Raw genomic sequence first — 21,671 nt, 5'->3', positions numbered from 1 at the left:
CAACCTGGTTTCCACATCCGTAACCATAACTCATGAAATCATCTCCTTTCATAGTTTCTTCTTTAGTGTATGAAGGAGAAGAGGATGGTGCTTAGGTGTTGGACTAGTTTAAAAAAGTTAGGTGCACTGCTGGCATCATCTTTAACTTAAAGAAAAATTCTGTTTGAGAAAACTGGGTTTTGTTCACTCTATTTAAATGAAGCGTATCCTTCATCAGCCATGACGACACTGCCGTTAATCGCACTAGCTTCTTCTAATGAAAGAAGGTAAACCGCGTCGGCTAGCTGTTCAGGATCAGTGAGTTTATTGCCAATAACTTTTGCTTTCATACCGTCAATTAAGCCTTTGTCACGATACCCTTGGACGATTGGCGTATCAACAACGCCAGGTGCCACACCAACGACACGGATGCCGTATGGTGCTAAATCAAGCGCAGCTGATTTCGTCATCATATTGACCGCCCCTTTTGTAGCATGGTAAGCGAAAGTGGCTGGCGAAGCGAGAACGCCAAAAACAGATGTTGTATTAATGATGACGCCTTTCACATTTAAAGCCTTCATCTTTTTAGCGGAAGCCATAATTCCATACGCTACGCCGTGCTGGTTAATGTCGATCACTTTATGATAATCTTCTAATTCAAATTCAGGAAGAGGTGTAGGACGTCCAATTCCCGCGTTATTAAACATCACGTCGATCGTCCCGAAGTGTTCAACAGTTTTTTCGATAAGCGCTTCCACATCTTCATAACGCGAAACATCTGTCTTCACAAAGAGTGCAACTCCACCTTCTGCTTCAATTAATTCAACGGTTTCAGTACCTTTCTTTTCATCAAAATCAGCAACAACGACTTGATCACCTTTCCGTGCGAACTTTAAGCATGTTTGTCTCCCAATTCCACTTGCTCCACCTGTAATTACTACTACTCTATTTGCAGTCATATCTAAGGGCCCCTTTTTAAAAGTATTTCACGGCTTTAGTTTATCATCGTTCATATTTAATAAATATTTAAATATAGTTATACTTAATTAAGCATTGCTTAAGGAAGTGTGTAGAATGAATATCGAACAAATGGCGTATATCGTTACAGTGGCAAACACGCGATCACTATCGAAGGCTGCGGAAGAACTCCACATTAGCTTATCGGCTATCAGCCAATCAATAAGTAAGTTAGAGAACGAAATAGGTTTGAAAATATTTGTGCGTAATCGAGCAGGCGCGGTTCTAACTTCCCAAGGTGAGCAAATTGTATCGAAGGCGAGAGAAGTCTTAACAAAGATGGAAGAAGTAAGAGAAGAAGTAAACCGTCAACTAGACATGTTGAGTGGTGAATTAAAGATCGCTACGATTCCAGGACCGATTCATTTGTTAGTTGACGTTGTTTCACGTTTTAAAAGAGCGTATCCTACTGTGAAACTAGAGATTTATGAGAAAGGACCGGTAAAAATAATTGAGGACCTGTATCAAAAGGAGTTGGATTTAGGTCTTATTTTAATATCGGATCGGCTTATTCAAAAACATAACATGCTTTCTTTTGAGAAAGTAAGGGATGGAAAAATGGTTGTAGGGGTAAGAAAGGAATCACCTCTAGCTAGCAAAAAGACGATTAAGCCAGAGGATCTTATTCATGAGACGCTCGTTCTTTACGATGATGCTTATATTGAACAATTTGTGGCAGAAACGTTATCGCAATTTGGTTCGCCTGATATTTTGTTTACTACAAACAATACAGATGCAATAAAAAATGCTGTTAAGAGAGGGATTGCAGTAACCCTTGGAATTGACTATTCGTTTGGGAACAGGCAATTAAGAGAGCGTGACATTGTTATGGTAGAGATTGAGGAAGGGGCGCATGAAAATGTGTTCCTTGCTCTTGTGAGTCATCGGGAAGGACAAGGGAATCGCGTTAGGCGAGAGTTTGTAGCGAGTATAAAAAAGTATTTTTAAAAAGGCTGGTTCATTATTTGAACCAGCCCTTTTCTTTAAAACGTGAGATCGCTTCGATTCGGTTTGTCACTTCTAGTTTATCGAGAATGACCGAAATATAATTACGAACGGTACCTGGAGTAATATAAAGTTCACTTGAGATATCTTTCGTGTTTTTACCATCAGCCATCAGCTGGATTACCTGCTTTTCGCGTTCGGTTAGTGGGTTTTCATTCCCAAAAGCGAGATCGACTAGCTCTGGAGCAAAAATTCGCTGACCTTCCATGATTTTACGAATCGAGCTAGCTAATTCATCACTTGGACTATCTTTTAACAGATACCCACTAACCCCAGCTTTACGTGCTCTCTCAAAATAACCGGCGCGTGCAAAAGTGGTAAGAATAATGATTTTGCAAGATACACTACTTAATTCTTCCGCAGCATCGAGTCCGCTTTTTAGTGGCATTTCAATGTCCATAATACATATATCGGGCATTAGTTCTTTCACTAAAGAGATCGCTTCTTCACCATTTGTGGCCTGGCCGACGACTTCCATTCCTTCTTCTAGATCGAGTAGAGAGCCAAGCGCTCCTAGGAGCATACGTTGGTCTTCTGCAAGTACGATGCGTATCACACCGATCCCTCCTGTTCATTTTGTTGAATCACATTTGGTACTCGAATGTTTAAGGTAGTTCCGTGTGAAGAGTGAATTTCAAGAGTTCCGTTTACGAACTCTAATCGTTCTCTCATCCCCTGAAGTCCGTGCCCTTGAAATGACGTTGTTCCTTCAGGGATGCCATTACCGTTATCCTCAACTTGGATCAGGACTTCGGTTGGGGATTGTTCTACGAGAACCCTGCACCATGAAGCTTGGCTATGTTTGACGATATTTGTTACGGCTTCTTTCAGACACATGCTTAAAACATTTTCAGCAAGCAATGGCGTGTTTTCGAGCTGTGGACTCCCTTCAAGACGAAACTCCATTTCCGCCGCTTGTAGGATTTGTTGAACCCGAATCAATTCATCCTCTAACCTGGCTCCCCGCATATTTGAAACCATTTCGCGAACTTCTTTCAATGCGGTTCTTGCAGTCTGTCTTATGTCATGGATTTCATTAATGGCTGCATCAGGTTTTACTGGGATTAATTTTCGAGCTAAATCGCTTTTTAAACCGATCATCGAAAGCTTTTGACCGAGTGTATCATGTAAATCACGTGCGATTCGTTCTCTTTCTTCAATCACCATTAATTGTGAAATCTTTTCATTGGCGCTTTGTAATTGCTGTTCGAGGCGGTGCTGCTTATTACGGTACCGAATTGTGAATGGGAGGAGAGCAACGCCTAGCACACAGATGAAGATAAACGGAAGTTGTGGAAGCAAGGTATCATCATGTGTAAAGAAAATAATGACTGTTCCGGCAATCGTTGTTGTTAAATGAACAATATAGAGTGAGAGAAAACCAGCTTTATTTTCAATGCTACCAATGAAGAACGCTAAAAATAGAGCGAAGTATACGTACCCAAATAAAATTGTCATTACGATACTAATCGCCATTTCAATACTGACCCATAAATAGACCATTTTACTATTAGAGATGAAAGAGAGACGATAGGATAAGAAAAATAAAAGGATGACAAAAATGCCGATTGTAATTTCAATAACCGATGATGATCTGAAAATAAAAAAGAAGGGAAGCAAACAAAAAATAATCCAAACATAAGAACTGATCCCGGTGTTCTTAGGGATGATGTGATACCAGCTTTGCATGGGGATCTCCTTTCGAAACGCTATGGTTACAGGATATACCATCTGTATGTGCATGTCACTTATCTACCATTAGTATAAGTATAATCCCTTTAAAGATATTGAAAAACCCATCCAAGCTGAATGGGTTTTTCAATAATGTTATTTTTCCTGGAAGCTTGGTCTTTTAGCATTCATCATCGCAAGTTGGCCAGGGTTTTTAAGAAGTGGTTTTACCTCTTTAAAGGTAACAAATGTTTTGTTTTTTGTATCATAGAGACGGAATCGAATTGATTCAAGACTTGATAATAACGTAATTGTCGTCGCCTTATGCAATGGTGGCGTAGATTCATGCGCTTTCTCAAGATGATAGTTAGGAACTCTTGGGCTTAAGTGATGTACATGGTGATACCCGATGCTCCCGGATACCCATTGAAGGATTTTTGGAAGCTTGTAATAAGAACTACCATCAACCGCAGCTTTTACAAAATCCCATTCTTTTTCATCTTCATAATAAGAGTCCTCAAATTGGTGCTGTACGTAGAACAACCAAATTCCAAGTGAGCCTGCTACGTAAAGGATTGGTAGCTGAATAATTAGAAACGCTTCCCATCCAATCGCGAGAATCAAAAGAGAATAAATCGCTACAATGGATGCATTTGTAATATATGTGCTCATACGTTCTTTACGTTTCGCATCTTTACGATTGAAACGATTAGCGATAAGGAACAAGTAAATTGGACCAAGACCAAACATCACAATCGGGTTACGGTAGAGACGATAAGCAAGTCTACCCCAAAATGAAGCTTGGGCATACTCTTCAACCGTCATCACCCAGATGTCACCTGTTCCGCGCTTATCTAAGTTACCGCTCGTTGCATGGTGGATGTTATGCTCACGTTTCCATTTTTCAAAAGGAAAGAGTGTGATGATGCCAGAGATTGTTCCAACAATCCGGTTTGCTTTTTGACTTTTGAAGAAGGAACCGTGCGTACAGTCGTGAAAAATGATAAAGATTCGAACAACAAATCCTCCTGCAATCATCGCAAGTGGAACGGCTAGCCAGGCAGAAACGCTTAAGCTTTGGTAAGCGAGAAACCATAGCAATAAGAATGGAAGAAGGGTGTTCAAGAGCTGTCGTACCCCTACGACCGTGTCGGGCTTTGCGAAAGTTGATACACTTTTTTTCAATTCTTTTTGTTTTTGTTTTTGTTCATTCATATGGTTACCCCTTTGTTAGGCAGAGTTGAAATAACGTTAAGCCTAATGATAGAGGATAGAGTGTCATGGTGTAAGACACAAACGTCAGGACATAACCATGATAAATGTCATGGGTTTGTTGGGGATATTAGGAAAAACCGTTCTAAAAACTTGTGTCCACTTGTTGTTTCGCTCTCCGGCCTTGAACGATAGACTGATGGACTTTCACGGCAATCACTAAAATGATTGCTCCAAAAGCATAACCAGCTACAACATCTGTTGCATAGTGTTCTCCTGTAGCGATGCGACTTACGCCAATGATTATAAGTAATAATGTACCTATGATTAAGCTAATGGTTTTTAATAATGGATGAGGAGAGTGATGATAAATCAAATAGATAATCAAGCCATACATAATGGATCCGATCATCACATGCCCACTTGGAAAGCTATACCCTTCCCCAATCCCATTCATTGCTGGTCGTTCCCTCTGTGTCCAATTCTTAATCAGCTTGTTCAAAACATTTCCACCCAATACAAAGACGAACACTGCAATGATGCCCGGATAATCTCTTGTTCGGAGCCACACGATCACCATCGTTAGTAGGGAAATGCTTATAATCGCTGGTTTAGATGCTGTGATAGAGAGTAGCTCAAGTCCATGTACCCAGTCAGTTAAAAGAGTGCTTCTAAGAAACTCATAAATGGTTTGATCAAATGTGAATGAGACATTTTGTAGGATGCTTCCTGTTAGAAAGATGATAATTGCAAAACTTGCACTCAATAAAGCAAAGAGCAGGATATTTAGTTTTTTCAATAATTCTACCTCGTTTCTCAAAAAATTCCTTTCTAATTATAATCGTGATAGCTTCAAAAGAAAAGGATACGAATAAAACAAAAAAAGCCCCAAAATCTCATTATAGAGATTTGGGGACTTAAGAAATGCTACTCTAAATTCGCATGTTTCCCATACATTTTATTCGTATCCAAACCTTTCTTCTCCATGAATCGCAAAATAATTGCATCATAGAAAAGCAAAAGGGTTTGTTCGAATAACGATCCCATTGGTTGAATGGTTTCGTAGTCACCAGACTGATCTTTGGGAGAGCCTGGTAGTGTTACGATAATATCTGCTAATTCACCAATTGTAGAGTTGGGATTAATTGTAACAGCCGCAATTTTTCCACCAATGTTCGCAGCTTTCTTCGCAATAGAGACGAGCTGCTTCGTTTCACCAGAACCTGATCCAATGATGATCAGATCACCTTCTTCAAAGGTTGGTGTGACGGTTTCGCCAACAACGTAAGCATCGATGCCCATATGCATCATGCGCATGGCAAAGGACTTTGCCATGAAGCCAGAGCGACCACCGCCAGCAACGAATACTTTGTTGGCTCCTAGTATTTCATTGGCGAGCTGTTCAGCCTCTTCGTCAGCAATGAGATCTACTGAACGATTTAGCTCATCAATAATTTCAGCTAAATAGTGAGTAGTCTGCATAGTAGTATTATCCTTTAATGAGCTTTTGCATTTTTGATGCAACGGCTTTTTTATCGTCTTCACCAGTAATACCGCCACCTACGATGACAAGGTCTGGTTGTACTTTTACAACTTCTTCAAGAGAATCAAGCTTAATGCCACCAGCAATTGCTGTTTTCGCATTTTTAACGACGCCTTTAATTGTTTCAAGGTCTTCGAAAGAATTCTGGCCTTTTGCTTGAAGATCGTATCCAGTGTGGACACAAATATAGTCAACGCCAAGTGCGTCTACTTCTTTCGCACGAGTTGCGAGATCTTTCACTGCCATCATATCAACAAGGATTTCCTTACCTTGTTTCTTCGCTTCTTCAACAGCACCTTTGATTGATTCATCTTCAGCAGCACCAAGAATTGTGATGATATCTGCGTTAGATTCAGATGCTTTCATAACTTCATAACCTGCAGCATCCATAATTTTAAGGTCTGCAAGGACTTCAAGGTTAGGGAATGCTGCTTTCATATCTTTGACAGCACGAAGACCTTCATTGATGACGATCGGCGTACCGATTTCAACGATATCAATATGTTCCTGAACTTCTTTCACTAGTTCAATTCCTTCTTCTGTGTTTACCAAGTCTAATGCTAGCTGTAATTTCATAATACGTTCACTCCCAATCCATATTTTTTCTTTCTCTCTTATCCGACACCAATATAATCGATCTAATGGTGTAGTAGCAAGTATACTGCTTACTATCTCGTCATGTAAGTACGCACATTAAACTTACATAGTGTTAAAAAGTATACTATGAGTTATACTGGGCTTATACGGAGGTGATTTCGTGTCACGCACCCAGGATAAAACATTTTATTGTGAAAAAGAATTAACGCTTGCGGTTATCGGAGGCAAGTGGAAAATGCTGATTTTATGGCATTTAGGCAAGCAGGGTACAAAACGATTTGGTGAATTAAAGTCTCTTATGCCGGGAATTACACAGCGTATGCTAGTAAATCAGCTAAGAGAGTTAGAAGATGACCAAATAGTTCATCGAGAAGTGTACCCAGTTGTCCCTCCGAAGGTAGAGTATTCCCTTACAGAGCAAGGTGAAACATTAATGCCCATACTCGACTCCATGTATGAGTGGGGGAAGAATTACAATCAAAATGTCCTTGGCAAACCGATTGAAACGAAAGAGTCGGTCTAACTTAAATGAAAAGCCGTCGCTCTCTATCAAATTTTGATAAAGAGGGACGGCTTTTCGCTTATTCTAATATTCGACTAAAAGTGAAAGTTCTTCCTTAATTGTTTCCCATGCAAATGAAGTCGTATCGGTCAGCACAAAGTGTTCTGCTGAGGGGAGTTCGATAAGTTTAACAAAATCACCTTCACCTTCAGCTTCGCGCTGGTAGTAATCACTAATGCCGATCGGGACATTGATATCTAGCGCACCGTGAACGAGAATTTGTTGAACACCAAGTGGAAGAAGTTCCACAGGGGAGGCATTTTTGTATCGCTCTGGATATTCTTCAGGCGAACCACCTAGTAGTTCTGCAGTAGGATTATTTGGTTCAAGAGAGAGAGCTTGATCTCTGTACTCGTGAACCCCATGCATCATTTCAAGGTCGTTCACACCAGCAAGGCTAACTACGCCGTGAATAGGAAGAGGGTTATCCGTAATGAATAATTCACTATCCTTATCAATAAGGTGACGGGCAGCAATCCATGTAGCAAGATGGCCCCCGGCTGAATGGCCGATTGTCACTACTTTGTTTAGATTGAGCGGGTAGGATTCTGCAAGTTTCCTTATGTAGTCAGTTGCTTCTGCAGCATCTGTAAGTGTTCCTGGATAACCTCCGCCTTCTTGTCCTGTCCGACGGTATTCAATGTTCCACGTGGCAAACCCACTCGCTGTTAAATCTTCCGCCACTTCTCTCATGATCTCAAGTGTGAACGGTTTCCGCCAAAAGCCCCCGTGAATAACGATTGCTACAGGAAAAGGTCCATCTCCTTCTGGAAGTCGTAGTTCGCCAAATTGATTTTCGTTCTCTCCGTAGAAAAATTTCTTCATGTTCCTTACCACCTCTCTGATTGGATTAAAGTCCCCTTCATTATCGCATATCTCCTGAAACTTTTATTAGGTAAGGAATTGAAAAAACCAATCGTTAATCGATTGGCTTTACTTCATAAAAAGGATAATGATGCCTATTGTCCGAACTTTATTCCTTTTGCAACGCTATAAAAATTATTTACAATCATAAATGATCCTGTATTGCCCCCACCGGATCCGCTAACTGTATTACTTACGGAGATTGGGGAGATCGTGTGCGCACACTGGACTACCGTTCCGCTGTTGTTTGTAATGATCACTGGCCCTCTAATAAAACAACCCATCTATTTCACTCCTCAAAAGCCGTCTTCTGATAGTAGTATATGGACAAACTGAGTGAATGGTGTGGACACGTATTGAGAATCAGCATCTATATAGAATTAATCATAAAAATAGGAGCCAGCTGCCTGACCCCTAAGTAACTCGTTAACTTATGAAAAGGGCTTGAACAAAGGTGATTCCCCCTGTGATGAGTAAAAAGACGAAGCTATATTTGAGAGTGAAACGGAAGAGATCTCCTTCGCGTCCTACAAGGCCAACCGCACCTGTGGCAACAGCGATAGACTGAGGAGATAGCATTTTTGCCATCACGCCACCTGCGGTATTCGCAGCAACGAGCACCATCGGAAGAACGGCAATTTGTTGAGCAGTAATTTGTTGCAAGTTCCCGAATAAAGCATTGTTAGATGTAACAGAACCTGTTAAGAATACGCCAATCCATCCTAGAAGTGGAGACAGGAATGGGAAGACACCTCCACTTGCAGCAAGGGCTAGACCTAATGTAGAGCTCATTCCACTATAATTTGCAATGAAGGCGAATCCTAGCACCATCATAATTGTAAGAACGGGCTTTTGAAGTTCTTTTACTGTTTCAACAAAAGCTTCTAGCGCTGCTTTAGGACTCATTCTAAGAATGAAAATAGATAGGACCGCAGCGATGAAGATGGCTGTTCCTGTTGCTGAAAGAAGATCAAGTTTCAACATCGCCCCATATGGTGTAGGTTCATTTACAATTGGTGCTGTTTTTATGACGAGATTATGGAGTCCAGGTACAGGAATTTGAAGAATCGTTGCTTCAAGTAATCCGCCTTCTACAAATAAATTTTTGAAAGGTTTTAAACTCCAGATTGTTACCATTCCTGTTAACGCAATGAATGGAGACCATGCTTTTAAAATTCTACCTGCTGTTAGCTGAGCTTCAGGGTCAAGAGAAACAGCCAGTTGTGCCTCCACTTCAGGGTTTATTCTATAAGTTTGTTGCATTTTTGGATGCCATATTTTCACGAATACAGCTACGGCTACTAAACTAACGATGGAAGACGTAATGTTAGGGAGTTCAGGTCCAATAAATGTGACTGTAGCCCATTGCGTAATGGCATATGTGCTACCGGCAACGAGAACTGCTGGCCATACTTCTTTCAAGCCTTTCATACCATCCATAATGATGACGAGTAGGAATGGAATTGTGAAAGAGATAAAGGGAAGAGACGTGCCGAGAAATTGCCCAATTTCCATTGGAGCGAGTCCACTTACTTGACCAGCAACAATGACAGGGATGCCCATTGCGCCAAAAGCACCGCTAGCTGTATTTGCGATTAAACATAGTCCAGCTGCTTTAAGTGGTTCGAACCCGAGTCCGACAAGAAGGGCTGCTGTAATGGCAATCGGTGCGCCAAAACCAGCTGCGCCTTCAAGAAACGCATTGAATGAAAAGGCGACGAGCAACATTTGAATTCGTTTATCGTCCGTAATGGATACAATGGAACTTCTGATAATATCAAATTGCCCACTTTTTACAGAAAGTTTATAAAGGTAGACAGCTCCAATTACGATGTAAGATATTGGCCATAAGCCAAATGCAAAACCGTAACCAGTTGTCGCTGCAACCATCGTGATCGGCATATCATAGAAGAGAATCGCAATCACGATAGCGAGCATCACTGTAACCGTAGCAGCGATATGCCCTTTCATTCGAAAAGCGGTAAGAGCAAGAAAGAAAAAGATAATCGGGATAAGAGCAATAAAAGCGGATAGCCAGATGTTAGTAAATGGATCATATACTTGTGTCCATGTTTCCATGGGAGATCACCTCTTAAGCGTTATAGTAGGGTTTCATTTCACTGTCTCAAAACAGGGTTTCATTGCTTCTCGTAACGTCCTTGCAGAATGGTGCAATTGCTCCATCTCCGTCTCTGTGAGATCAAGCTCCACAATTTCTCGAATACCGTTTCTGTCGATAATAGCAGGGGCGCCAATATAGATGTCATCAAGACCATATTCACCTTGCATCAATGTTGAAATCGTTAGGATAGAGCGTTCATTTCTTAGAATTGCCTTGGTCAGACGAACAAGTCCCATTGCAATACCATAATAAGTTGCGCCTTTCCGATTAATGATGTGGTAAGCTGCGTCGCGGACGTTCGTAAAAATCTCTTCAAGTACTGGCAGCTCCTCTTCTGATAGCATTTGCGTTACTGGGCGACTACTAATGGTTGCGTGACTCCAAACGGGAAGCTCCGTATCGCCATGCTCGCCGAGGATATAAGCATGTACATTTCTAGAATCGACCTGGAAATGCTCGCCGATTAAGTAACGAAGTCTTGCGGTATCGAGAATCGTACCAGAACCAATAACACGTTCCATCGGTAGACCAGAGAATTTCCATGTAGCGTAAGAGAGGATATCCACTGGATTCGTGGCAACGATGAATAGTCCGTCAAAACCACTCTCCATAACGGCAGTAACAATTCCCCTGAAGATGTTTACATTCTTTTCAACAAGATCAAGTCTCGTTTCCCCAGGCTTCTGATTTGCCCCAGCTGTGATGACGACAATGTCAGCATCTCGACAGTCTTCATAATCCCCTGCCCAAATTCTCATAGCCGATCCAAACGGCATCCCGTGATTTAAGTCTCTGGCTTCTCCTTCAGCTTTTTCTTTATTTAAGTCAATGAGAACCATTTCATTTACAACTTCTTGATTTAATAAGGCGAAAGCATAGCTTGTTCCAACAAATCCAGTTCCAATGACGGCGACTCTCGTTGTATATCGTTGGTTTTTCATATCAATTCCACCAATCTATTGTTTGTGATGTCTTTCACATACAAACTATAACGTGGATTTAATTGCTCATATGTGACAAAGATCACATGAAAAGGTTTACATATAAAATTAATTTTAAAAGGTGAAATAAATGCAATTGGATCAGAAAGGTATGTAAAAAAAACGCTCAATTTTTGAGCGTTTTTTTTTACCAGAAGAAGAATGGGGACCAGCTATAAGCGGCAATTGAAGCTAGGCCAACAGCAATAAGAGCGGCTCCAAAGAAGAAGTAGCTTCCAAAGCCGGGACCGTCATTACCGCCTTCCATTGGGCGAAGGTAGACATTGTCACGATCACAATGATCAATGTAACCATAGTGCGTTGTACCGTCATGACAACGTATCGCCACACATCTGCCAATGTTGTTGTTAAACTCGCTGTGATAAGACATGTGATTCCTCATTTCTAATTTAGTGTAAGAGTTATAGAACTCTCCGAACTCTCTGTACACTATTACTCTATGAACCAAAAGTAGAAGAGGTTTGGACAGGAATGGAATTGTAATAAACTCTTTAATATAAAAAACAAAGTAGCTATGATAAAGATAAAGCATTGGAGGTGGCGGATGAACGCGATTAAACCAATAGGGTCTTTTTATGCGGTGAATGAAGAAGGGTATTTGGTAAACGATACGTCACGGGAGAAGGTGGGCAACTATCGAAATGCAATCAATCGTGCAGTTGAGATTCTAACGCTAAAAGTGCCTTTACAAAGCATTTATTTACGAGGTTCAGTCCCAAAGGGTAAGGGAATTGAGGGTATATCTGATCTCGACATCATTGTTTTAACGGAGCATGAAAATGAGCAAATAGCTGAGTTCCTCAATCAAATCATTACCGATGAATTTCCGTGGGTGAATGGTTGTGAGGTCAGTTTCATTTCACAACAAGAGCTAGAACCAGTAACGTGCTTTTCAATCATTCCATTTATGATAAAAACGTCTAGTCTACTTGTGTATGGAAACGATGTGGCAAAAGCTATTCCAAATTATAAACCAGACCGCGCTCTTGCAAATGATCATCTAATTCAGCTAGAAAATCACATTAATCAAGCAAAAAGAGAGCTAGTTGGAAATGAAGATGTTGAAGATATAGCTGATTGCTGCGGATGGATTATGAAGATCATTGTCCGGAGCGGTCTCGCGCTTGTAATGGAGAAAGATCCAAAGTATACAAGAGATCTCTATCCAGCTTATACGTTGTTTAGTAACTTCTTTCCTCATAAAGAGTCATGTATGAAGCAGGCATTAATTTATGCAGTATACCCAATAAAATCGAGAGAAGAGATTACTCAATTTTTGGATCAGTTCGGAGGGTGGCTGATTCAAGAAGCGAATGATTGGCTAAATGAGTATAACCCTGAAAGAGTTTGGCGTCTTTCGATTGAGTAGTAAAAAGGGAGCGAGATCATGGATTTGATCTCGCTCCCTTTTAAAATTTCATAAATAGGTGATTAGCGCAATTCCGCAAAGAAACAAAACGCTAAGAATCACTTTTCCAAAGAGAGGGAGCTGTTCTTTTCCCTTCTCATTAATTCGTTCTTCCTCTTCCTCAAGAGTCGTTTTATATTTCGAATGGCAGCAGCCCATATCATCACACCTTTTTGGTTTCATTCACGATCCGCCAAAGGGGATTCTCTGTTTAACGTATCCCTTTAAGCAACGCTGTCCTTATCCCAACCTGAAATATCGATTTCGAGGGGAATGTTGGCAGCACGTTGCTTACGAGCCGAGTAGAAGAAAGCTACAATAACGGCGATCGTAATGATGGTTGCCCCAATGTAAGCGACATTCATTGGTAGGCGGAATCCAATTGGCGCATTTAGAATGTAAGTGGTCGTTGCCATTGTGATGAAAATCGCTGGAATCATGGCAATCCAGTAGTTTTTCTTTGCAATAAACAAGTACATCGCACCAACCCATAAGGCAATCATCGCTGTAGACTGGTTTGCCCATGAGAAGTATCTCCATAAAAGAGTGAAATCAATTTTCGTAAGCCCAAATGCAACAACGAAAAGCGGTAGTGCGATCCAGAGACGATTTGTTACTTTACGCTGTGAGTAATTAAAGTAGTCTGCAATAATCATACGAGCACTTCTGAAGGCTGTATCGCCAGATGTAATTGGAAGGACGATAACACCAAGAATGGCTAGCGTTCCACCGATCGCACCGAGCATGAGCGTAGAAGCTTCACTTACAATCGCAGCGGGACCACCATTTGCAAGTAGTTCATTTAACCCAACCGGGCCATTGAATAAGCTCATAGCGGCAGCAGCCCAAATCATCGCAATAACACCTTCAGCAATCATCATACCGTAGAAAATGTTACGACCTTGTTTTTCATTTTGGGTTGTGCGTGAAATGATTGGCGTTTGTGTAGCGTGAAACCCAGAAAGCGCGCCGCAAGAGATCGTTAAGAATAGCAATGGAAAGACCGGTGCATTGTCAGGGTGAAAGTTACTTAGCGTAATTTCAGGAATCGGCGCGCCGGTGAACACAAGCCCAGCACCAACGCCAAGTGCACTAATAAGAAGAAGTGCACCAAAAATCGGATAAAAGCGTCCGATGATTTTATCAATCGGTAGCAATGTTGCTAGGATATAGTAAACAAAAATCGCTCCTAGAATGAGGCCCATTGTTGCCCAGCCATTCATTAAGTTATTCAATAGACCAGCTGGTGCTGTTACAAACACTGTTCCTGTTAGAAGGAGAAGTAGCACAGCGAATGCATTCACAACGTGCTTCATCACTTTTCCAAGAAATTTTCCTGCAAGTTCAGGTAAGTGAGCGCCCCTGTTACGAATGGAGATCATTCCTGTAAGATAATCGTGAACAGCTCCTGCGAAAATACAGCCAAATACGATCCAGAGAAAAGCCACTGGCCCGTAGAGTGCACCCAGGATCGGGCCGAAGATTGGACCAACACCTGCAATGTTCAATAATTGAATCAAGGAGTTCTTCTTCGTGTTCATTGGAAGATAATCGACGCCATCCTGATGGGTATAGGCCGGGGTTTGACGAGCTTCCTTAATGCCGAAAACCTTCTCTACAAATTTACCATAAGTAAAATAACCAATAATTAGAAGTGCAATTCCTGCTAGAAATGTATACATGAAATCATCCCTTTCCGTACGAATGTATGCGTTTACATAAAGTATAAGAGAAGAGAGGGAGGAATGGACTCATTACGCTCTAACATGTCTGAAAGTTGGATTGAGATGTCAGTATGAAAGACTGAAATGCACTCGGAATTACAATTCAAGTTCCGTACGTAGCGCTTTTACATAATTACGACTAACCGAAAGCTTCTCCTCAAATCCTTCTAATTCAAGCTGATAAGCACCATTAAACCAGGGGGTAAGGCGCGTCACGTAGTGAAGATTAACAAGGTATCCTTTATGAATCCTAAAAAACGAGAAGGAGGATAGTCGGCTTTCAAGTTCTTTAAGCGCCATCTTCACTTCGTACTCGCCATTTTTCACAACGATCCGTGAGACTTTTTCATCGCGAAAAATAAAGAGAATATCATTTGGATCAAGGTAATGAATTTCACCTTCTAGTTCAACTGAGAGCTTGCCTTTTTTTGGAGGAAGTTCTCCTTTAGTCGAAACTTGCATCAACTTCTCTAGACGCTGTACCGTTTGAAGAAGCAGCTCTTCATCATAAGGTTTCAAAAGATAGTCAACTGCTTCATATCGAAAAGCTTCTGCAGCAAATTCAGGATAAGCCGTAGCAAAGACAATGTGCGGCGGTTTTTTTAGTTCCAATAAGGCTTTTGCTGCTTCCATCCCATTCATTTTGGGCATCTCTACATCAAGAAACACAACATCTGGTTGGAGTTGAAGTGCTTTAATCACAGCTGTTTCACCTGAATCAGCTTCACCAATAACATTTATCGAATTACAATGTGAGAGTAAATGAACGAGTTCCTTGCGGCTGTATCGCTCATCATCCACGATTAAACATTTCATTTCGTTCATCTATTCGTCCTCCATTAGTGGAATCAAAAAGCAAATGGTTGTACCGTTATAAAGCTCGCTATGAATGGAAAGGCTAGATTCGTTTCCAAATAGCATGGTTAGTCGACGATTAACGTTATAGAGACCGAGTCCTGTACCAATTTCTGATGACACGTGTGCTTTTCCAAGCTCTGTTAAACGATCAGGGGGAATCCCTTCACCGTTATCAGTCACACAAACAGTAACCCCGTTTGGATTTTGAGCAATCGCAATTTCAACGAGACAATCGTTTTCCTTATTTTTGATACCGTGTTTAATCGCATTCTCAACAATCGGCTGTAACGTGAGGGGAGGCAATTGGACGGATAATACACTTTCATCAATTGTATATTTAACGGTTAGTTTGTCTACAAATCGTGCTTCTTCCACTTCAAGATAGGCTTTCACGTGTTTTAACTCCTGGTTAAGCGACGTCATATTTGCCGTCGTTCCAGATAAATTCTGTCTTAAGAAGTGTGAAAGGGAGACGAGTAGTTTACGTGCTTTATCTGGTTCAATTCGAATTAACGAAATGATGGTATTAAGTGAATTAAACAGAAAGTGCGGACTGATTTGTGCTTGTAATGCTTTGATTTCGGCTTCTTTTGCGAGCTGATAGGCTTTATCTGCTTCAGCGATTTCGAGCTGATTACTAAGAAGATTGCTGAGACCTAGAACGAGCTCAGTAATAATATGGGTAATTTCTTTTTCCGATCGGAAATAAAATTTTAGCGTGCCGATTGTTTTCCCACGCTGTTTAAGGGGAGCAATGATGGCTGCTCCGAGCGGACAATTTTTCTCGGCACAGTGAATGGTTTGATCGTTTGCTATAACAATTTCCCCTTTATGAATCACGTCTTTCGTAATAGTCGTTTGAATCTCATGTCCTGGTTGGTGATGGTCGTTTGCTAGGCCAACGTGACTTAAAATGTGTGTACGATCTGTTATGGCTACTGCGCTACCTTCAATTTCTCGATGAAGAATCTGGCAGACTTCATTAGCTGAAGCTTCGGAAAGCCCTTGTCTGAGATAACCAAGTGTTTGATCCGCGATACGAAGGGTTTTCTGTGCCTGAAGAGCACCAGCTTTTTCTTCCTCGTTTACAACATTTTTTATAATAAGAAGGAAGAGAGCACAGCCAATCCCGTTTGCGAGAATCATTGGGATTCCGATGACTTCTACTAAAGCCAGGGCATTTTGGAACGGTTTAGAAAGCATTAAGATAATGAGCATTTGAACGGCTTCTGCACCTGCACCGATCATAAAAGCTGATCGAAGTTTTACATGACGATTTCGTTTGTGTAGAGAGCCCGCGATAAGTCCAGCAATAATGGAGGCAAGTCCACAAGCTAATGCTGTGAATCCGCCGAGCATATAGCGATGAACCCCTGCGATAAGCCCTGCACCAAATCCAACCCTCTTTCCACCAAGAAGTCCAGCAAGAACGACTCCGATTACTCTGGAATTTGCGATGGCTTCGTCAGAAGAAACTTCAAGTGGCCAGGAATTAAATTGAAGTGAATCTGTACTAAATGTTAAACCTGTATACGTTCCAATGATCCCGAAGAAACCAAAGAAGCCAATCGCAACATACTGCTGCTTACGAGCGAGCTGATCGCTGTAGATCATATCTCGGAAGAAGCGAAAGCGGGTTAGCACAAATGCAATTGTAACGATAATGCCAAGTCGCTCTAGCATCGTAAGCAAGAGTTCGATCATGAGGAGAAGCTCCTTTCCGGTGCCTGTTGTAGGTGCCTGTCACCACCCGGTTTAAGTCAAATTTTGTCGAATGATAAAGCGGTTACTTTATATTATACGGGTTTTAATAAATAGATAAAATGGATGAACGAGAGAAGACGAATCACTCAAACAAATAGTACGATTTCATTTCACCTTTTCTAGTTACGTTTGAATATCAAATTTCCTTAACCGGTACTGCAAGCTTTGTCTACTCAGACCTAACACCCGTGCTGTTTTCGAGATATTGTTTTTATTTTCTTTAAGCACTTGTTGAATATAATTTTTTTCAGCTTTCTCCATTTGTTCTTTCAATGGGATGACTTGATTTAAGTGATGAATGGTTAGTGAGTCATGCTCAATCAAATCCCTTTCTTTTTGTAATGGAGATTTATTTCGATACTGAATGGGCAAATGAGAATAGTGGATGATGTCTTCGCTCATCATTAAATTCATCGCGCCTTCAATAATATGCTCTAATTCACGAACATTCCCTGGCCAATCGTAAGCCTGGAATGACTCAGAGACTTCGGTATCTACTCTTTTCACATCCATTTGAAAGAGATCATTATATTTTGAGATAAAGGTATTCACTAACAAAGAGATATCCTCTTTCCTTTCTCTAAGTGGAGGGATAAATAGTGTCACAACTCCAAGTCGGTAATACAAGTCTTTACGCATTCGTTCCTTCGCAATGGCTTCAATGGGGTCTTCGTTCATTGTAGCAATGATTCTCACGTCAATGGCCTTATCTTCTGTGTCACCAATGCGCCGAATTGTTTTTTCCTGTAGGACTCTCAATAGTTTCGCTTGTAAATTCATACTTAAAGAATTGATTTCATCAAGTAATAACGTTCCGCCTTCTGCTTGTTCGAATAATCCTGGTCGTTCCGTGGCGCCTGTAAAAGCTCCACGCTTCGTTCCAAAAAGTAGGCTTTCAATTAAGTTATCCGGCAGTGCTGCGCAATTTTGCGAGATAAATGGAGCCGAAGAGCGATGGCTTCCATTGTGAATACTTTGCGCGAATAATTCTTTCCCCGTACCGGTTTCCCCTACGATTAAAACAGATGACGACGTTCGCGTACTGCGTTTTGTATTCTCAATCACTTCTTGAATAGCAAGACTACTTCCGATAATGCTATCAAATGTAAAGCGCGTGTTCCCTTTTCGATTCATATTATCTCGAATTAACCGTTCTAATTTAGTCACGTCGTTTGAAATTTCGACAGCACCTTTAATCGTACCATTTTCTAAAATAGGAAAAGAGTGATTAATTGTCGTGATTTCTTTCCCTTTATTATTGAAATACGTTTGTTTCACATTTGACGTCTCGATCCCTTTCTGAAGCGCCTTAACGAGCGTGCTGCTTTCATTTGCAGAAAACATGAAAACATCTAATAAATATTTATCAAGCACGTCTTGGTGATTCATTGCTTCAATTTGCATCATTTTCGGATTATAAATGATCGTTTTGCCTTTATCGTCAATCACATGAACACCCACATCGATTTCATCGATGATTTTTTTATATACCTGGTTTATGGTTTCGAGAGATTTACATTCGTTCTCAGTGTCATTATTCAAAATACATACCTCCTTACTGCTATCGTTATTGTATGTGTAGAAGTAGATGCGTTGCAATATTATTTTGCGCATGCATGCAAAATAGATCAATTATACGCAAAGGAATTTTGCGTATCTGAATTAAATAATCCCCGTCATCCTTATGTTTAACGCGTAAATAAAAGTTGGCATAAAACTTGCTAATTACTAAGGAGAGGGAGAGCGAAGTTATTTTTGCTTCTCTAGGTGAGGCGAACTTTTAAAGGAGGATGAACATGAAGACACAAACTACGACTGAGAATGTGATTGAAAAAACAACTCAACTTGGAGCGAATAACTATAACCCGCTTCCAATTGTTATTACGGAAGCGGAAGGGGTTTGGGTAAAAGACCCTGAAGGTAACCGATACATGGATATGCTGAGCGCTTATTCAGCAGTTAATCAAGGACATCGTCATCCGAAGATCATTCAAGCGTTAAAAGATCAAGCAGATCGGATTACGTTAACTTCTAGAGCTTTTCATAACGACCAATTGGCTCCGTTTTATGAGAAGGTCGCAAAGTTAACGAATAAAGCAAAAGTTCTTCCAATGAACACAGGGGCAGAAGCAGTAGAAACCGCCATTAAAACAGTGCGACGCTGGGCTTATAATGTGAAAGGCGTTTCTGAAAATCAGGCTGAAATTATTGCGTGCGTCGGGAATTTCCATGGACGTACTATGACGGCTGTGTCCCTTTCTTCAGAGGCTGAATACCAGAGAGGTTTCGGTCCAATGTTACCGGGAATTAAATTAATTCCTTACGGCGATATAGAAGCGCTAAGAAAAGCCATCACACCAAACACTGCTGCTTTTCTTTTTGAACCGATTCAAGGAGAAGCAGGGATTGTAATTCCGCCTGAAGGGTTCTTAAAAGAAGCTTATGAAGTATGTAAAGAAAACAATGTTCTTTACGTAGCAGATGAAATACAGGCCGGGCTAGGCCGCTCTGGTAGAACGTTCGCCTGCGATTGGGAAGATGTTGAGCCGGATATTTATATACTTGGAAAGGCACTTGGCGGTGGCGTTTTCCCGATTTCGTGTATTGCAGCAAATGAAGAAATTCTTGGGGTATTTAATCCCGGCTCACATGGCTCTACATTTGGTGGGAATCCACTTGGGTGCGCAGTATCGGTTGCAGCCCTAGACGTATTGGAAAATGAGCAGTTAGCTCAGCGGTCACTCGAGCTTGGTAACTATTTTCAAGAAAAATTAAAAGAAATCGATAACCCTCTTATTAAAGAAGTGCGCGGTAAAGGATTATTTATCGGAGTTGAGTTAACAGAGTCAGCAAGACCTTACTGCGAAAAGTTAAAAGAAAAAGGGCTTTTATGTAAAGAAACGCATGATACGGTGATTCGTTTTGCACCGCCGCTCGTGATTTCACGTGAAGATCTTGATTGGGCAATAGCTAAAATCGTCCAAGTGTTATCCAAGTAAGAACAATAAATAAAATGAGGTGTCTACATGGAAACGGCAGTTAGCCAACAATTAAAGCAGGATGAAAAACAAGATACGGAATCACTGAATTTATTTCACTCCACTCAAATTGTCGTGAAGGAAGCGCTGGATCAATTAGGCTATTCAGATGAGATGTATGAACTTTTAAAAGAACCAATGAGAATGCTAACTGTCCGTATTCCTGTGCGAATGGATAATGATAAGGTTCGTATTTTTACCGGATATCGGTCCCAGCATAATGATGCGGTGGGACCGACAAAAGGTGGAGTGCGATTTCATCCAGAGGTGAATGAGGATGAAGTAAAAGCTTTATCTATATGGATGAGTTTAAAATGTGGAATCGCCAATTTACCTTACGGGGGAGGCAAGGGCGGGATCATTTGTGATCCTCGTGAGATGTCGTTCCGCGAATTGGAACGGTTGAGTCGTGGCTATGTTCGCGCAATCAGTCAGATTGTTGGACCGACAAAAGATATTCCTGCTCCAGATGTTTTCACGAATTCACAAATTATGGCATGGATGATGGATGAATACAGTCGAATTCGTGAATTCGATTCTCCTGGATTCATTACGGGTAAACCAGTGGTGCTTGGTGGGTCTCATGGAAGAGAAACTGCAACAGCTCGTGGTGTAACGATCTGCATTGAAGAGGCTGCTAGAAGAAAAGGAATCAAGCTACAGGGAGCACGCGTAGTTATTCAGGGGTTTGGGAATGCTGGGAGTTTCCTAGCGAAATTCATGCATGATGCTGGAGCTAAAATCATCGGAATCTCTGATGCTTATGGTGCGATTTATGATTCTGAAGGTCTTGATATTGATGACTTGCTAGATCGGCGCGATAGTTTTGGAACGGTGACAACTTTATTTACCAACACGATTACGAATAAGGATCTCCTTGAGTTAGACTGTGATATTCTTGTGCCAGCTGCGATTTCAAATCAAATTACAATCGAAAATGCTTCAGCCATTAAAGCTGCCATTGTAGTAGAAGCTGCTAATGGACCGACAACAATCGAGGCTACAAAAATCTTAACTAAGAGGGGTATTTTACTTGTTCCTGATGTATTGGCAAGTTCAGGTGGTGTGACAGTCTCGTATTTTGAATGGGTCCAAAATAATCAGGGGTACTATTGGACCGAAGAAGAAGTAGAAGCAAGGTTGCGGAAGGTGATCGTTGAGTCTTTTGCGAAAGTTTATGAAATCTCAAAAACTTACCACGTTGATACAAGGTTAGCAGCTTATATGGCAGGAATTCGAAAGATGGCAGAAGCTTCAAAGTTTCGAGGTTGGGTTTAAATCAAGTGGATTCTATATAACTGTAACG

Annotated in this window: 22 protein-coding genes; 5 read left to right on the top strand and 17 right to left on the bottom strand. The window is 41.0% G+C overall.

From position 1 onward, the window contains the following. Nucleotides 1-188: 188 nt before the first annotated feature. Nucleotides 189-938, bottom strand: a complete 750-nt coding sequence (locus PQ578_RS18720) for an SDR family NAD(P)-dependent oxidoreductase (protein WP_273835959.1) — start codon at nucleotides 936-938, stop codon at nucleotides 189-191. A 115-nt stretch (nucleotides 939-1,053) separates the two neighbouring features. On the opposite strand from PQ578_RS18720, the gene PQ578_RS18715 reads away from it, so the two are divergent. Beyond that, nucleotides 1,054-1,944, top strand: coding sequence for a LysR family transcriptional regulator (locus tag PQ578_RS18715; protein WP_273835956.1), 891 nt, complete (start codon nucleotides 1,054-1,056; stop codon nucleotides 1,942-1,944). A gap of 13 nt (nucleotides 1,945-1,957) precedes the next feature. Here PQ578_RS18715 and PQ578_RS18710 read toward each other — a convergent pair whose 3' ends face one another. The 6 genes from PQ578_RS18710 to hxlA form a co-directional block, all read right to left on the bottom strand. Then, nucleotides 1,958-2,557: a response regulator transcription factor gene (locus PQ578_RS18710; protein WP_273835955.1), complete on the bottom strand. Its 600-nt coding sequence runs from the start codon at nucleotides 2,555-2,557 to the stop codon at nucleotides 1,958-1,960. Then, the gene (locus tag PQ578_RS18705; protein ID WP_273835954.1) at nucleotides 2,554-3,690 is read right to left on the bottom strand and encodes a sensor histidine kinase; all 1,137 of its coding nucleotides are present in this window, start codon (nucleotides 3,688-3,690) and stop codon (nucleotides 2,554-2,556) included. Before PQ578_RS18705 ends, PQ578_RS18710 begins: the two co-directional genes overlap by 4 nt. A 138-nt stretch (nucleotides 3,691-3,828) precedes the next feature. Continuing rightward, nucleotides 3,829-4,887, bottom strand: a complete 1,059-nt coding sequence (gene desA / locus PQ578_RS18700; protein ID WP_273835952.1) for a Delta(5) desaturase DesA — start codon at nucleotides 4,885-4,887, stop codon at nucleotides 3,829-3,831. 142 nt (nucleotides 4,888-5,029) lie between these two features. Next, nucleotides 5,030-5,683 (bottom strand): phosphatase PAP2 family protein, encoded by a 654-nt coding sequence (locus PQ578_RS18695; protein WP_273835950.1) that lies wholly within the window; start codon nucleotides 5,681-5,683, stop codon nucleotides 5,030-5,032. 128 nt (nucleotides 5,684-5,811) lie between these two features. After that, nucleotides 5,812-6,366 carry a 6-phospho-3-hexuloisomerase gene (gene hxlB, locus PQ578_RS18690; RefSeq protein WP_273835949.1) on the bottom strand — a complete coding sequence of 185 codons (555 nt, stop codon included), beginning with the start codon at nucleotides 6,364-6,366 and terminating at the stop codon, nucleotides 5,812-5,814. A 7-nt stretch (nucleotides 6,367-6,373) separates the two neighbouring features. Next, entirely contained in the window at nucleotides 6,374-7,003 is a 630-nt protein-coding gene (gene hxlA, locus PQ578_RS18685) for a 3-hexulose-6-phosphate synthase (protein WP_160920595.1), read from the bottom strand. Nucleotides 7,004-7,184: 181 nt separating this feature from the next. Between hxlA and PQ578_RS18680 the strand changes: the two genes are divergently transcribed. Next, nucleotides 7,185-7,547, top strand: coding sequence for a winged helix-turn-helix transcriptional regulator (locus PQ578_RS18680; RefSeq protein WP_098446173.1), 363 nt, complete (start codon nucleotides 7,185-7,187; stop codon nucleotides 7,545-7,547). A gap of 63 nt (nucleotides 7,548-7,610) precedes the next feature. Here the strand turns inward: PQ578_RS18680 and PQ578_RS18675 are convergent, their stop codons facing one another. The 5 genes from PQ578_RS18675 to PQ578_RS18655 form a co-directional block, all read right to left on the bottom strand. After that, nucleotides 7,611-8,411 (bottom strand): alpha/beta hydrolase family protein, encoded by an 801-nt coding sequence (locus PQ578_RS18675; protein ID WP_273835946.1) that lies wholly within the window; start codon nucleotides 8,409-8,411, stop codon nucleotides 7,611-7,613. Between the two features lie 134 nt (nucleotides 8,412-8,545). Then, entirely contained in the window at nucleotides 8,546-8,734 is a 189-nt protein-coding gene (locus PQ578_RS18670; protein WP_224883700.1) for a spore germination protein, read from the bottom strand. 142 nt (nucleotides 8,735-8,876) lie between these two features. Further along, entirely contained in the window at nucleotides 8,877-10,529 is a 1,653-nt protein-coding gene (locus PQ578_RS18665) for a lactate permease LctP family transporter (protein ID WP_273835945.1), read from the bottom strand. A gap of 33 nt (nucleotides 10,530-10,562) precedes the next feature. Then, a complete protein-coding gene (locus PQ578_RS18660; protein ID WP_273835944.1) occupies nucleotides 10,563-11,513 on the bottom strand; it encodes an L-lactate dehydrogenase in 951 nt (316 codons plus the stop codon). Nucleotides 11,514-11,700: 187 nt separating this feature from the next. Beyond that, complete coding sequence (locus PQ578_RS18655; RefSeq protein ID WP_273835943.1) at nucleotides 11,701-11,943, bottom strand: hypothetical protein; 243 nt, start codon at nucleotides 11,941-11,943, stop codon at nucleotides 11,701-11,703. Between the two features lie 174 nt (nucleotides 11,944-12,117). On the opposite strand from PQ578_RS18655, the gene PQ578_RS18650 reads away from it, so the two are divergent. Beyond that, the gene (locus tag PQ578_RS18650; RefSeq protein WP_273835942.1) at nucleotides 12,118-12,942 is read left to right on the top strand and encodes a nucleotidyltransferase domain-containing protein; all 825 of its coding nucleotides are present in this window, start codon (nucleotides 12,118-12,120) and stop codon (nucleotides 12,940-12,942) included. A gap of 48 nt (nucleotides 12,943-12,990) precedes the next feature. Here PQ578_RS18650 and PQ578_RS18645 read toward each other — a convergent pair whose 3' ends face one another. The 5 genes from PQ578_RS18645 to PQ578_RS18625 form a co-directional block, all read right to left on the bottom strand. Further along, the gene (locus tag PQ578_RS18645; RefSeq protein ID WP_273835941.1) at nucleotides 12,991-13,164 is read right to left on the bottom strand and encodes a hypothetical protein; all 174 of its coding nucleotides are present in this window, start codon (nucleotides 13,162-13,164) and stop codon (nucleotides 12,991-12,993) included. Between the two features lie 41 nt (nucleotides 13,165-13,205). Then, nucleotides 13,206-14,663: a carbon starvation CstA family protein gene (locus PQ578_RS18640; RefSeq protein ID WP_160920603.1), complete on the bottom strand. Its 1,458-nt coding sequence runs from the start codon at nucleotides 14,661-14,663 to the stop codon at nucleotides 13,206-13,208. A 138-nt stretch (nucleotides 14,664-14,801) separates the two neighbouring features. After that, the gene (locus PQ578_RS18635) at nucleotides 14,802-15,530 is read right to left on the bottom strand and encodes a LytR/AlgR family response regulator transcription factor (RefSeq protein WP_273835939.1); all 729 of its coding nucleotides are present in this window, start codon (nucleotides 15,528-15,530) and stop codon (nucleotides 14,802-14,804) included. Beyond that, nucleotides 15,531-17,267 carry a sensor histidine kinase gene (locus PQ578_RS18630; RefSeq protein ID WP_273835938.1) on the bottom strand — a complete coding sequence of 579 codons (1,737 nt, stop codon included), beginning with the start codon at nucleotides 17,265-17,267 and terminating at the stop codon, nucleotides 15,531-15,533. 183 nt (nucleotides 17,268-17,450) lie between these two features. Further along, on the bottom strand, nucleotides 17,451-18,869 hold the full coding sequence (locus tag PQ578_RS18625; RefSeq protein WP_273835937.1) for a sigma-54 interaction domain-containing protein: 1,419 nt from the start codon (nucleotides 18,867-18,869) through the stop codon (nucleotides 17,451-17,453). Between the two features lie 254 nt (nucleotides 18,870-19,123). Between PQ578_RS18625 and PQ578_RS18620 the strand changes: the two genes are divergently transcribed. Both PQ578_RS18620 and PQ578_RS18615 read left to right on the top strand, forming a co-directional pair. After that, nucleotides 19,124-20,326: an ornithine--oxo-acid transaminase gene (locus PQ578_RS18620; RefSeq protein WP_273835936.1), complete on the top strand. Its 1,203-nt coding sequence runs from the start codon at nucleotides 19,124-19,126 to the stop codon at nucleotides 20,324-20,326. A gap of 27 nt (nucleotides 20,327-20,353) precedes the next feature. Continuing rightward, nucleotides 20,354-21,643, top strand: a complete 1,290-nt coding sequence (locus PQ578_RS18615) for a Glu/Leu/Phe/Val family dehydrogenase (protein WP_273835935.1) — start codon at nucleotides 20,354-20,356, stop codon at nucleotides 21,641-21,643. The last annotated feature ends 28 nt before the right edge of the window (nucleotides 21,644-21,671 follow it).

The sequence above is a fragment of the Guptibacillus sedimenti genome, from assembly GCF_028610665.1.
Classification (GTDB): domain Bacteria; phylum Bacillota; class Bacilli; order Bacillales; family Guptibacillaceae; genus Guptibacillus; species Guptibacillus sedimenti.
The sequence above is the reverse complement of the archived record's forward strand: the minus strand, read 5'-3'. Positions and strand labels throughout refer to the sequence as shown.